Raw genomic sequence first — 12555 nt, 5'->3', positions numbered from 1 at the left:
AGTAATACTAATCATCCGAAGCTTTCAAAAGTAGAATACTGTTGTTTGTTCTTCATACTAACTTCTTTCAATAATATGTCATTGTTTATGCAGCGAATTAATCTATGATTGTTAGCTGTACTAACATTAAAAACATTTAGGTGCCTATATCGGTGGTGTCCACCTCTTCCCATTCCGAACAGAGAAGTTAAGCCCACCAGAGCCGATGGTACTGCGGTAACACGTGGGAGAGTAGGTCGGTGCCAAATCTTAAAGAAAGCCTGTAGTGAAAACTACAGGCTTTTCTTGTTTATCAGGTTTTTTCTGCTGAAGCATATTCATACTACAGTTCTTCAGATGCGTCGTTTTAGTCTTATCAAAAAGATTAGCCTCTGTTTATTTCTGTCAATTTCAATGAGCACCTGTTTCCCGTCAGACGATTTCAATAGCTCCGCAAGATCACTTAATGTATAAGCATTTACTGACTTCAGGTCTACGCTCAATAACTGATCGTTGGTTTGTATGCCAGCAATATCTGCAGGTGATCCTGGTTCTATCCTTCCAACGTAAAAGACTGTATTCACATCTGACACTGTGTAAATCTCAATGCCGGACATATCATGGTCGAATTTTGTGTTCAGCCTTTCACTGGGTTTCAGGTATATCTTATTATTGGTATAATCAAAGGTCACCAGATAATGCCTGAGGATTTCTGCACCTAAGGTACCATTTCTGTCAATCCCCTCCATTTCAGTTCTTTTTGGATTAAATTCTGGAAAACCCGTTAGGACATCTTTGAAATTATCGTTACCAATTCGTAGTGAATTTATTCTGCCCATAACCCCGTTAATAACCCCATTAATTCCAACACCCAAATTTGCTGGTATATGTTTGTCAGGAAGCGGGAAAATTCCTTTATGCAATGACTCCAGCAGAAGTGGATGACTTGAGCCATTGTCTACGAGAAGTCTTACAGAATCTGTTTCATTTTCGCCCGTTTGAACAGTGGCTAATATATAAGGCTTAGCTTTAACAATTCGCATAGGATATGGTCTCCCTTTATACTTGAACTTCGAACCTGGTGTATAAAAAGTTAGTCTGTTACTTTTATAGTTTATTCTAACTACAAAGCTATTGAAGAAGTAGTAGCCAAGAACCCCGTGTATTTTAAGTCCCAGGTAACCGGAGAGGTCGAAAAGGTCGTCTTTGAATATTGCGGTAGGGATAGCGGAAATTGTCGCTTTGCCTACTTTTGCAGTGATATTTCTCGTCATATATGCAGAGATACCTTCCCCGATTCCATAGCCTTGTATTTGTACAGGTTTGTGTTGGCTGACATCTACGTATTTAAGTAATGCGGTGTCAGTAATAATCATTTGCCCGACTCCGGTGTCGAGTAGGAAATTATAGGGGCCCTGCCCGTTAATGATTACGGGAATGACCACCAGATTTTTGACCTGTTTAAAACTAATGGTCTGATGGGTTGTGTTGCCCTCAAAAGTAAATACCTGTGCGGCAGATAATCTGGGATTAGCCAGTATCAGATACACGGAAGCGATGATAATATGATATAGTCTAATTCTCATGAATTCTATCATCATTATTGCGGCCGTTTTAGCCCCCGTTTAAATAATATGGTGTTTATATTGGTGTATTAATATACGTAATTATTAGGTTATCAACTGCTTAACAATTATATATTATTCCGACTCGTAAACACGTAATTTTTCGTATGTTTGTACCATCCAATAGAGACAATTTAACAGCCGCTTAATTAGCTGTTTCAAAATATTCAGGTGTCTATATCGGCGGTGTCCACCTCTTCCCATTCCGAACAGAGAAGTTAAGCCCGCCAGAGCTGATGGTACTGCGGTAACACGTGGGAGAGTAAGTCGATGCCAGATCTTAAATGAAAGCCCGTACAAATTGTATGGGCTTTCTTTATTTTAGCCTTTTTGGAAATCTAATCGCCTGGCATTCAGTTTCTATTTCATTCGACTTTAGAATCAGTATAATATGACCTTTATAACACAAGATTATAATTAGTTTTGTGGCACAAGACAAAATTAGAATGATTTTAGCAATTAATGGATTTGGCAGGATCGGTCGTACATTTCTACGTGCCGCACTGGAAAAAAACATCAATATAGTGGCTGTTAATGATCTTACAGATCCTGCCACACTCGCTCATTTATTTAAATATGATACAGTGCACCGCGGATTTAAAGGAACCGTGGAACATACAAGTGATGCCTTGATTATAAATGGAAAGAAAATCCAGGTATTCAGGGAAACTGATCCTTTGAATTTGCCCTGGGCAGAATTAGGTATTGACCTTGTAATAGAATGCACGGGTAAATTTACCTCGCGCGTAACCGCAGGTAAACACCTGGAAGCGGGTGCAGGGCAGGTCTTAATTTCTGCGCCTGCCGATAAGGACATACCTATGTATGTAATGGGTGTAAATGATAAAGATATTGATCTCACTGCACCTTTGATATCCAACGCCTCCTGCACGACTAATAATGTTGCCCCTATGGTGCGTATTCTCGATGATAACTGGGGTATACTCGATGGGTATATTACCACTATACATTCGATGACGGGTGACCAGAGTTTACATGATGCTCCGCATAAAGATCTGCGTCGCGCAAGGGCGGCATCAGCTTCAATTATTCCCACGACTACTGGCGCCGCAAAAGCAATTACGAGTATCTTTCCGCATTTGGAAGGGAAACTTGGCGGGGCGGGAATCAGAGTGCCTGTTTTGAATGGATCTTTGACTGATTTTACATGCATCTTAAAGAGACCTGCGACAATTGAAGAAATCAACGCAGCATTTCGTCATGCATCCAATGAAAGCATGAAAGATATATTAGAGTATACAGAAGACCCTATCGTCTCTGTTGATATATTAGATAATCCGCATTCTTGTATATTCGATGCGCAGTTAACATCAATAGTCGGAGATCTTGTTAAAGTTGTTGGTTGGTATGACAATGAATCGGGCTATAGTGCCAGGTTAGCTGATCTGGTACTTAAAATCCAAAACTTAAAGGATAAAGAGGTTTAAGTGTCGGAATTGCCGGGTGACAGTAACTACGGACAACTTATAAATTTTGCATTAGATGAACTAAAATATTCAAGAGCTGCTTATATTTGGTGTAGTACCTGAACGAAGCAAGTGGTTTTCAGCGCAAGCTGTTCCACAATAATATGTATTTGCTGTTCTGATAGCGTCTGCTATTGGGCTACCTTAACCATAAATAAAAATTAATACGAATGAGAACAATTGACCAATGCGATTTTAAAGATAAAAAAGCGCTAATCCGCGTGGATTTTAATGTGCCTTTGGATAAAGACTTTAATATTACGGACGACAAACGTATGCGAGCAGCATTACCAACGATCACTAAAATTTTAAACGACGGTGGTGCGGTAATATTAATGTCTCACCTAGGACGCCCTAAAGGCGGGCCGGAGAATAAATATTCATTGAAACACATCTTAGGTGATTTATCTAGAATGCTGGATCTGGAAGTGAAATTTTCAGCTGATTGTATTGGTGATGACGCGGTTAAACAAGCAAAGAATTTAGAGCCGGGACAAGTTTTGTTATTGGAGAATCTGCGTTTTTACCCTGAAGAAGAAAAAGGTGACCGTGCCTTTGCTGAGAAGCTGGCCCGGTTAGGTGATGTATATGTGAATGATGCTTTTGGGACTGCACACCGTGCGCATGCCTCTACATCAATTATTGCAGAGTTTTTCCCTCAGGAAAAATACTTCGGATACCTGATGGCTGAAGAACTAACGAATGCTGAAAAGATTAACCACCATGCGGAGCGTCCATTTACCGCTATTATGGGAGGAGCAAAAGTATCTGACAAGATCCTCTTAATTGAAAGTCTCCTTGATAAAGTAGATAATCTGATTATCGGAGGTGGTATGGCTTATACCTTCTCTAAAGCTCAGGGCGGTGAAATCGGCACTTCATTATTGGAAGCAGATCGTATGGAACTTTGTCTTGAATTATTAGAAAAAGCAAAGGCAAAAGGCGTTAACCTTGTTTTACCAGTTGATACAGTTGTTGCCGACCGTTTTGCTAATGATGCAGATAAAAAAGCCGTTCAGGCAGGAAATATTCCGGCTGACTGGATGGGATTGGATATTGGTCCTGAAACCGCAGAATTATTTGCTGGTATTATTAAAGGGTCTAAAACTTTACTTTGGAACGGACCTATGGGTGTTTTCGAAATGGAGAACTTCGAAATAGGTACGCGTGCTGTAGCTGAGGCAGTTGTAACTGCTACTAAGGAAAATGGTGCATTTTCTCTGATCGGTGGCGGAGATTCTGCTGCTGCCATTGCAAAATTTAATATGGAAGATGAAGTGAGCTATGTTTCTACCGGTGGTGGTGCGTTGCTGGAATATATGGAAGGCAAGGAACTCCCAGGAGTTAAAGCGATTAATAACTAAAAATAATTCTTCATTTTGGGAGATTCTCCCACCTTAAAGCCGCTTGTTTAAGCGGCTTTTTGCGTCTCAAAAGGCTTAAAACACAGCTTCTTCGATGTTGAAAACTTTTTTGTGGTAGATTGTGGTAAAAAGTGGTATAAGTGTCTATTTTTACACTACATAAAAAGTGCAGATATCAGAATGGTTCAGCTACTAGGAGAATTTGATTGTAAACTAGATGCAAAAGGACGGCTTATGGTCCCTTCAAATCTGAAAAAGCAATTGCCAAACGTTGAGCAAGAGGGACTTGTAGTGAACAGAGGTTTTGAGAAACATTTGGTCATTTACCCTAAAAAAGTCTGGGAAGGAATCGTTGAAGAGTTAAGTAAGTTGAATCAATATGAGAAAAAGAATCGTGAATTTGTCCGGTTTTTTACTCGCGGTGCAACTGAATTGACACTGGATGCGTCCGGGAGAGTTAATCTTCCTAAATCTTTGATGGAATTTGCTGGTATTGAATCTGAAGTAGTTCTGGCCTGTCAGTTTGATAAAATTGAGTTATGGTCTAAAGATGCTTACGATAATCTGCTTGATTATGAGCCGGAAGATTTTGCTAATCTGGCGGAAGAAGTGATGGGTAATAAAAATAGGGGGGAAGATGGAAAATAATTATCATGTACCGGTTCTTTTACAGGAATGTATAGACGGTTTGAATATCAAACCTGATGGCGTATATGTAGATGTTACTTTTGGCGGTGGGGGACATTCCCGGGAAATTCTAAGTAAGCTTGGTAAAGATGGTGTCTTAATTGCATTTGATCAGGATCCTGATGCTCAGCGTAATAAAATTGATGATCCGAGGTTTCTATTCGTTGATCAGAATTTTGCATTTCTAAAAAATAACCTTCGTTTATTGGGGTATCGTCAAGTTGATGGAATTCTCGCCGATCTGGGTGTTTCTTCTCATCAGTTCAATGAGCCGGAGAGAGGCTTCTCTACGCGTTTTGAATCGACACTTGATATGCGGATGGATAAGCAGCGCAAACTGACAGCAGCAGATGTTCTGAATACTTACGCGGAAGATCAGCTGCATAAAATTTTCGGTATTTACGGAGAGGTGAAAAATGCTAAATCACTAGCCAGGGCAGTTGTGACTTTCCGTGCCGGCCAGCCGCTATTAACCCTTGCTGATTTTAAAACAGCAGCGGCAGCGCATATCCCAAAAGGAAAAGAAAATAAATATATGGCTCAGGTATTTCAAGCACTCAGAATAGAGGTGAATGCAGAAATAGAGGTCCTTGAGAATTTTTTAGCGCAGAGTGCTGAGGTATTGAAGACAGGAGGGCGATTAGTCGTTATGTCTTATCATAGTCTGGAAGACCGGCCTGTGAAAAATTATATTAATAAAGGAAAGTTCAGAGGTGAAGCAGATAAGGATTTCTTTGGAAACGAAGAGAAACCTTTTAAAGCAATTACCCGTAAAGCCGTTATAGCTGAAGGGGAGGAGCTGATTAGAAACAGCCGTTCCAGAAGTGCCAAATTAAGAATTGGAGAGAAATTATGAGCAACCAGTTCCGGGAAGACTTAGAAGAAGAAGATGACGAGTTACAGGAGCCTGTAATCCGGATCAAAAAACCTAAAAAGGAGAAGGAACCGGAAGCAGCAGGAATTTTCTTTAAAAAGCTTTTTCTGGATGGCGTGGTAACTAAAGAGTCGGCTACTGCTTTACTTCCGTTCTTGATTTTTTTATCGTTGCTGACTATGCTATATATCGCAAACAGTCATATGGCAGTTAAGAATATCAGGGACATTGATAAGTTAAACAAAGAGGTTAAAGAGCTAAGTTGGGAATATAAGTCGCTTAAAGCAGATCTTATGTTCAAAAGCAAACTTACAGAAGTAGCAAAAAAAGTTGATACACTTGGAATAAAGGAGTTAGTTGAACCTCCTAAAAAAATTATTATCAGTAGTAATGAACATTAGAGCTAATATATTATTACGTGTTTATCTGGCCTTCGGAATGATTGTACTGCTTGCCGTGGCGGTATTAGTCAGATTAGGCGATGTACAATTTGTAGAGGGGAATAAATGGCGTGCCATGGCCGATAGCCTCTCTACAAAGTATATCAATGTAGAGGCTGCGCGTGGAAATATTTACTCTAATGACGGGAGTTTGCTGGCAACCTCAGTTCCGGAGTATGAGCTTCGGATGGATTTGTACGCTGGTGGGATTGTAGAAAACAAAGTGTTCTATAGTAAAGTAGATAGTCTGGCAATGAAGTTGTCAGAATTCTTTGGCGATAAAACAGCGAAAGAGTATTCAAGGCAGCTCCGGACTGCGCGCGCAGATAGTGCAAGGTACATGCTGCTGAAACGTAAGATAAATTATCAGGACCTGAAAATGATCAGGTCTTTCCCATTATATAATATTGGGAAATACAGCGGTGGCTTAATCGCTATTCAGCAGAACAAAAGAATTTTGCCATTTAAATCTTTGGCGGCAAGGACTATTGGTTATAAAAATGTTAACGTAGACAACGGTGTTGGTCTTGAAGGTGCGTATGGCTCCTATATTAACGGAGAAAGCGGTAAGCGGTTGGTACAAAGAATTGCAGGAGGGGTTTGGATGCCTGTAAATGACGAGGCTGAAATCGCACCAAAAGAGGGTGCTGATATTATATCTACAATTGATATTAATATGCAGGATCTGGCGCAAAGTGCATTGGAAAAACAACTTATCGCAAGTAACGCTGATCATGGTACTGTGATTTTGATGGAAGTTCAGACCGGAGAAGTAAGAGCGGTTGCAAATTATACAAGGGAGAGTGAAGGGGTTTACAAGGAAAAGTTCAATTACGCTATTGGCGGCAGCCAGGATCCGGGATCTACTTTCAAACTCGCATCTTATATGGCATTGCTTGAAGATAATAAGGTCGATACAAATTCAATGGTGGAAACTGGAAACGGGGAATACAAAGTTTTCAGACATACCATCAGGGATTCGCATGGTGGGATAGGAACGGTAACCGTGAAAAAAGCATTTGAGCAATCGGCAAATACAGCTATTGCAAAATTGGTTTACACAAATTATAAAGATAACCCAAGGCAGTTTACAGACCATTTGTATAAAATTCATATGAATGAGCGTCTTGGTCTGCAGATTCCAGGTGAAACTAAACCGGTAATTAAAAATCCGTCGTTTAAATCCTGGAGCGGACTTTCTTTAGCCCAAATGGCTTATGGTTACGAAATGCAGATTACCCCACTCCAGATTCTTGCATTTTATAATGCTATAGCTAATGATGGGAAATATATCGCGCCGATCTTTGTGAAAGAGATCAGAAGACTCGGTAATCCGATTGAACAGTTCCATGCCAGGGTAATCAGTGAACAGGTTGCTTCACCCAAGACGGTTAAAAAATTACAGGAGATGCTGGAGTCGGTAGTTACGCAAGGAACAGGAAGGTTAATGGGATCTCCTTTCTACCGTGTCGCTGGTAAGACAGGAACTGCGCAAGTCGCGGATGGTAATAAAGGTTATAAAGCTAAACGAAGTTATCAGGCATCGTTCTGCGGTTATTTTCCGGCAGACAAACCGAAATATGCGATTATGGTGTCTATCAATGGTCCTAAAAATGGGTATTATGGTGCCACTGTCGCCGGTCCGGTTTTCAAAGAAATCGCAGATCGTATTTATGCAAGTGATATACAGATGTATAATAATGTAACAGACCGTCTTGTAGGGAATACAAAAAGTCCTGAAGCTAAGGCAGGACAAAGTAAGGCAGTGAAAAACGTATATAATGCGTTAGGTATAAAAACATTATATGCTGCAAAGTCAGCTTACTTTAATACAGTGGACACCAGTAATGGCATTGTTTACGAAGAATATAGTTCGGTTAAAGGGATGATGCCAAACGTTAAGGGTATGGGTTTAAAAGATGCCTTATACCTGTTGGGTAATGCCGGATTAAAAACACAGGTAAAGGGAAGTGGTAAGGTTTATAGTCAGTCAATTCCTTCCGGAATGAAAATCGGTAATGGATTGATGGTACAATTAGAATTGAAATAGATGCATTTGCAGGATATATTATATGGCGTTAGTATTCAGAACCTCGCAGGTAATACCGGCAGGGAAGTTTCTGCGCTGAATTTTGACTCCAGAAAAGTTGGGAAAGGTGATATCTTTTTCGCTGTTTCCGGTACACATACTGATGGTCATCTTTATATTGACCAGGTTTTAGCCGCAGGGGCAGCAGTAATCGTCTGCGAAAGAATGCCTGCTGATTTACAGCAGGAAGTTACTTACATACAAGTTGAAAGCACTGCTGAGGCTTTAGGCCAAATGGCTGCTAATTATTATGGGAATCCATCGTCCGCGTTAAAATTAGTCGGAATAACCGGCACAAATGGTAAAACGACGATTGCGACGATATTATTTAACCTGTTTCAGGCATTGGGCTACCACACTGGACTGATTTCTACGGTGCAGAATCAGATAGATGAACAGATTATTCCGTCGACACATACAACTCCAGATCCATTGGTGTTGAACGAGTTACTACGTAAGATGGTTGACGCTGGCTGCAGTTACTGCTTTATGGAGGTCAGTTCGCATGCTGTTGTGCAGCATAGAATAGCCGGACTGGAATTTAAAGGTGGTGTGTTTTCAAATATTACACATGATCATTTAGATTTCCACCACACATTCGATAATTATATCAAGGCAAAAAAAGCATTTTTTGATATGCTTCCTAAAAATGCCTTTGCATTAACCAATGCCGACGATAAAAACGGGCACGTTATGCTGCAAAATACAAAGGCGCAAAAGAAAACCTATGCTTTAAAACAAATAGCAGATTTTCATGCGCGAATTGTGGAGAATAGATTTAGTGGGCTCCATCTGGAAGTTGACCTCACAGATGTGTTTTTTAAACTGGTCGGTTCCTTTAATGCTTACAATTTATTGGCAGTATACGGAACGGCTTTACTACTTGGGCAGGACAAACTCGAAGTGCTCACACTTCTAAGTAATCTGAATGGTGCAGAAGGCCGTTTCGAAGATGTACCTAATCAGGCACATATTACAGGTATTGTAGATTATGCACATACGCCCGATGCTGTTCAGAATGTATTAACGACTATCCATGACATCCGCAAAGGGAATGAACAGGTTATCACTGTAATTGGATGTGGCGGAGATCGTGACAAAGGTAAAAGACCTGTTATGGCTCAGGTGGCCTGTGACTGGAGTGATAAAGTCATTCTCACATCGGACAACCCCAGAACAGAGGATCCCCTCGCGATTTTAAAAGATATGGAGGCTGGCGTATCTCCTTCCAATCTGCGTAAAACATTAATTATAGCAGATAGAAGAGAAGCTATCAAGACCGCCTGCCACCTTGCCAACCCTGGAGATATTATTCTTATCGCAGGAAAAGGGCATGAGAAATATCAGGAAGTTAATGGTGTAAAACATCATTTTGATGATAAAGAAGTATTAAGGGAACAATTAAATCTGATAGGCTAATGTTGTATCACCTGTTTGAATATTTAAGTGCACATTACGAATTTCCCGGACTGAGGTTATTCCAGTATATCACGTTCAGAACTTCCCTGGCTATCATCATCTCTTTGATTATTACTACAGTATATGGCAGGAGAATTATTAATTATCTGCATAAAAAGCAAGTAGGAGAAACTGTAAGAAATTTGGGCCTGGAAGGACAAATGCAAAAGCAAGGTACGCCAACAATGGGGGGTATTATGATCTTACTGGGAATTCTGATCCCTACCTTATTGCTGGCTAATCTTACAAATGTTTATGTATTACTCATGATCGTCACTACGGTATGGATGGGAGCTGTTGGGTTCGTTGATGATTATATTAAAGTATTTAAGAAAAATAAGGAAGGACTGGCCGGAAGGTTTAAAATCGTAGGGCAGGTTGGTTTAGCGCTGATTATCGGTTGGACAATGTACTTTAACCCGAATATTGTTGTAAGACAGACTGTTGATGAGTCAGGTGCGACAAAGAATGCAACGCCTATGGTATTGCGTCAGAAGGGAGAGAAGTTTTATTATACACAGGATGTGAAGTCAACTATCACCAATATTCCTTTTTATAAGAATAATGAATTTGATTATGCTAAGGTGCTCAAGTTTATCGGGCCAGGTTACGAAAAGTATGCTGTCTTTATTTTTATACTTTTTGTGGTTTTTATTGTTACCGCAGTTTCTAATGGGGCTAATATAACGGACGGAATAGATGGACTTGCAACCGGTACCTCTGCTATTATCGGAATAACACTTGGATTGCTGGCGTATGTATCAGGTAATACGGTGATCGCCGATTACCTCAATATTATTTATATCCCCAATTCCGGGGAGCTGATGATTTTTGCGGGTGCTTTTGTTGGTGCCTGTGTTGGTTTCCTTTGGTACAATTCTTACCCTGCCCAGGTCTTTATGGGAGATACCGGAAGTCTTGCTATTGGCGGTATCATCGCCGCGCTAGCGATTATGATCAGAAAGGAACTATTGATTCCTATTCTGTGCGGTGTTTTCGTAATTGAGCTGATGTCGGTAATGATTCAGGTTTCTTATTTTAAGTATACAAAGAAACGCTTTGGCGAGGGGAGAAGAGTTTTTCTGATGTCACCGCTGCATCACCATTATCAAAAGAAAGGATATCATGAGGCGAAGATTGTAACCCGGTTCTGGATTATCAGTATTCTGCTGGCTATTATTACTATTATCACTTTAAAACTACGCTAATGGAAAAGAAAAGAATTGTGATTCTTGGAGCGGGAGAAAGTGGTGTAGGTGCAGCAATGCTCGCTCAGAAAGAAGGTTTTGATGTCTTTGTATCTGATTTTGGTACTATTGCGGGTCAATATAAACAACACCTTGAAGATCTGGGTATTCGATATGAAGAGGCTGGCCATACGGATGGGTTAATTCTGAATGCTGACGAAGTTATCAAAAGCCCCGGTATTCCTGAAAAAGCACCGGTTGTACAGGCTCTGCGTGAAATTGGTATCCCTATAATCTCAGAGATTGAATTTGCGAGCCGTTATACTTCGGCTAAAACGATCTGTATTACTGGTTCTAATGGTAAGACTACTACAACTTCACTAGTATACCATATTCTAAAGAATGCAGGTATTAACGTCGGGCTGGCAGGCAATATTGGTTTTAGCTTCGCTGCGCAGGTGGCAACCGGTAATTTTGATTGGTTTGTTCTGGAGATATCAAGTTTTATGCTTGATGATATGTATGATTTTAGGGCTGATATCGCAGTTTTGCTAAATATCACACCTGATCATCTGGATAGGTATGACTATAAATTGGCCAATTATGCGGCATCTAAAATGAAAATTACTAATAATCAGAGTAGCGTTGATTATTTTATATACTGTGACGATGACGAAGAGACACTGAAAGCAATGCAGCTAACAGCTATCAAAGCCATCAAATGTCCTTTTTCTATCCAGCATGAAGTAGAAAACGGGGCTTATCTGGAGGGCAGCCAGATCGTATTCAATCTTCAATCTAAAGACCCACTTACTATGTCAATTTCAGAGTTAGCCCTACAGGGAAAACACAATATCTATAACAGTATGGCTTCGGGTATCGTAGCTAACGTTCTGGAGATCCGTAACGATATGATCCGGGAAAGTATGGGGGATATGAAGAACATTGAGCATAGGCTTGAGCATGTAGCCAGGATATCCGGGGTGGATTATATCAATGACTCAAAGGCAACTAACGTGAATTCTACCTGGTACGCACTAGAGAGTGTAAATACAGATGTGATCCTGATTATGGGTGGCGTGGATAAAGGTAATGATTATAATATGCTGAAAGATCTGGTTAAACAGAAGGTAAGAGCGATCGTCTGCCTGGGTAAAAACAATAAAAGAATTCATGAAGCTTTTGAGGACGATGTAGAAATTATAGTAAATACACACTCTGCATATGAAGCAGTTCAGGTAGCTTATCACCTGGCGAAAAAGGGAAATACCGTGTTGCTTTCTCCTGCTTGCGCCAGCTTTGATTTATTCCAAAATTATGAGGATCGGGGCAACCAATTTAAGGTTGCTGTAAAAGAATTATAGA

Annotated in this window: 10 protein-coding genes and 2 rRNA genes; 11 read left to right on the top strand and 1 reads right to left on the bottom strand. The window is 40.3% G+C overall.

The genetic code is table 11. The features are described 5' to 3' along the window. The first annotated feature begins 136 nt into the window (after positions 1 to 136). Positions 137 to 248, top strand: a 5S ribosomal RNA gene (gene rrf / locus BLR53_RS17305). An 84-nt stretch (positions 249 to 332) separates the two neighbouring features. Here the strand turns inward: rrf (BLR53_RS17305) and BLR53_RS17300 are convergent. Continuing rightward, a complete protein-coding gene (locus BLR53_RS17300; RefSeq protein WP_176763557.1) occupies positions 333 to 1565 on the bottom strand; it encodes an aspartyl protease family protein in 1233 nt (410 codons plus the stop codon). Positions 1566 to 1771: 206 nt separating this feature from the next. On the opposite strand from BLR53_RS17300, the gene rrf (BLR53_RS17295) reads away from it, so the two are divergent. The 10 genes from rrf (BLR53_RS17295) (at position 1772) to murD (ending at position 12554) form a co-directional block, all read left to right on the top strand. Then, a 5S ribosomal RNA gene (rrf, locus tag BLR53_RS17295) occupies positions 1772 to 1883 on the top strand. A 167-nt stretch (positions 1884 to 2050) separates the two neighbouring features. Beyond that, on the top strand, positions 2051 to 3052 hold the full coding sequence (gene gap / locus BLR53_RS17290; RefSeq protein ID WP_037440603.1) for a type I glyceraldehyde-3-phosphate dehydrogenase: 1002 nt from the start codon (positions 2051 to 2053) through the stop codon (positions 3050 to 3052). A 209-nt stretch (positions 3053 to 3261) separates the two neighbouring features. Next, positions 3262 to 4455: a phosphoglycerate kinase gene (locus tag BLR53_RS17285; RefSeq protein ID WP_037440601.1), complete on the top strand. Its 1194-nt coding sequence runs from the start codon at positions 3262 to 3264 to the stop codon at positions 4453 to 4455. Between the two features lie 180 nt (positions 4456 to 4635). Then, the gene (gene mraZ / locus BLR53_RS17280) at positions 4636 to 5103 is read left to right on the top strand and encodes a division/cell wall cluster transcriptional repressor MraZ (protein WP_037440598.1); all 468 of its coding nucleotides are present in this window, start codon (positions 4636 to 4638) and stop codon (positions 5101 to 5103) included. After that, positions 5093 to 5998, top strand: coding sequence for a 16S rRNA (cytosine(1402)-N(4))-methyltransferase RsmH (gene rsmH, locus BLR53_RS17275; RefSeq protein WP_037440596.1), 906 nt, complete (start codon positions 5093 to 5095; stop codon positions 5996 to 5998). The genes mraZ and rsmH overlap by 11 nt, the downstream gene beginning before the upstream one ends. Then, positions 5995 to 6417 (top strand): FtsL-like putative cell division protein, encoded by a 423-nt coding sequence (locus BLR53_RS17270; RefSeq protein WP_037440594.1) that lies wholly within the window; start codon positions 5995 to 5997, stop codon positions 6415 to 6417. Before rsmH ends, BLR53_RS17270 begins: the two co-directional genes overlap by 4 nt. Next, entirely contained in the window at positions 6407 to 8506 is a 2100-nt protein-coding gene (locus tag BLR53_RS17265; RefSeq protein ID WP_074591470.1) for a penicillin-binding protein, read from the top strand. Before BLR53_RS17270 ends, BLR53_RS17265 begins: the two co-directional genes overlap by 11 nt. After that, positions 8507 to 9964, top strand: a complete 1458-nt coding sequence (locus BLR53_RS17260; protein WP_037440590.1) for a UDP-N-acetylmuramoyl-L-alanyl-D-glutamate--2,6-diaminopimelate ligase — start codon at positions 8507 to 8509, stop codon at positions 9962 to 9964. It begins immediately after the preceding gene. Beyond that, complete coding sequence (gene mraY / locus BLR53_RS17255; protein WP_037440588.1) at positions 9964 to 11211, top strand: phospho-N-acetylmuramoyl-pentapeptide-transferase; 1248 nt, start codon at positions 9964 to 9966, stop codon at positions 11209 to 11211. The genes BLR53_RS17260 and mraY overlap by 1 nt, the downstream gene beginning before the upstream one ends. Further along, complete coding sequence (gene murD / locus BLR53_RS17250; RefSeq protein ID WP_074591468.1) at positions 11211 to 12554, top strand: UDP-N-acetylmuramoyl-L-alanine--D-glutamate ligase; 1344 nt, start codon at positions 11211 to 11213, stop codon at positions 12552 to 12554. Before mraY ends, murD begins: the two co-directional genes overlap by 1 nt. The last annotated feature ends 1 nt before the right edge of the window (position 12555 follow it).

The sequence above is a fragment of the Pedobacter antarcticus genome (assembly GCF_900103515.1).
GTDB classification, from domain to species: Bacteria; Bacteroidota; Bacteroidia; order Sphingobacteriales; family Sphingobacteriaceae; genus Pedobacter; species Pedobacter antarcticus.
This window is presented reverse-complemented; position numbering and strand designations above follow the sequence as displayed.

Bases quoted from the DNA above. Each gene is read 5' to 3' on its own strand.
- BLR53_RS17300 (WP_176763557.1), bottom strand. From the start codon at position 1,565: ATGAGAATTAGACTATATCATATTATCATCGCTTCCGTGTATCTGATA.
- gap (WP_037440603.1), top strand. From the start codon at position 2,051: ATGATTTTAGCAATTAATGGATTTGGCAGGATCGGTCGTACATTTCTA.
- BLR53_RS17285 (WP_037440601.1), top strand. From the start codon at position 3,262: ATGAGAACAATTGACCAATGCGATTTTAAAGATAAAAAAGCGCTAATC.
- mraZ (WP_037440598.1), top strand. From the start codon at position 4,636: ATGGTTCAGCTACTAGGAGAATTTGATTGTAAACTAGATGCAAAAGGA.
- rsmH (WP_037440596.1), top strand. From the start codon at position 5,093: ATGGAAAATAATTATCATGTACCGGTTCTTTTACAGGAATGTATAGAC.
- BLR53_RS17270 (WP_037440594.1), top strand. From the start codon at position 5,995: ATGAGCAACCAGTTCCGGGAAGACTTAGAAGAAGAAGATGACGAGTTA.
- BLR53_RS17265 (WP_074591470.1), top strand. From the start codon at position 6,407: ATGAACATTAGAGCTAATATATTATTACGTGTTTATCTGGCCTTCGGA.
- BLR53_RS17260 (WP_037440590.1), top strand. From the start codon at position 8,507: ATGCATTTGCAGGATATATTATATGGCGTTAGTATTCAGAACCTCGCA.
- mraY (WP_037440588.1), top strand. From the start codon at position 9,964: ATGTTGTATCACCTGTTTGAATATTTAAGTGCACATTACGAATTTCCC.
- murD (WP_074591468.1), top strand. From the start codon at position 11,211: ATGGAAAAGAAAAGAATTGTGATTCTTGGAGCGGGAGAAAGTGGTGTA.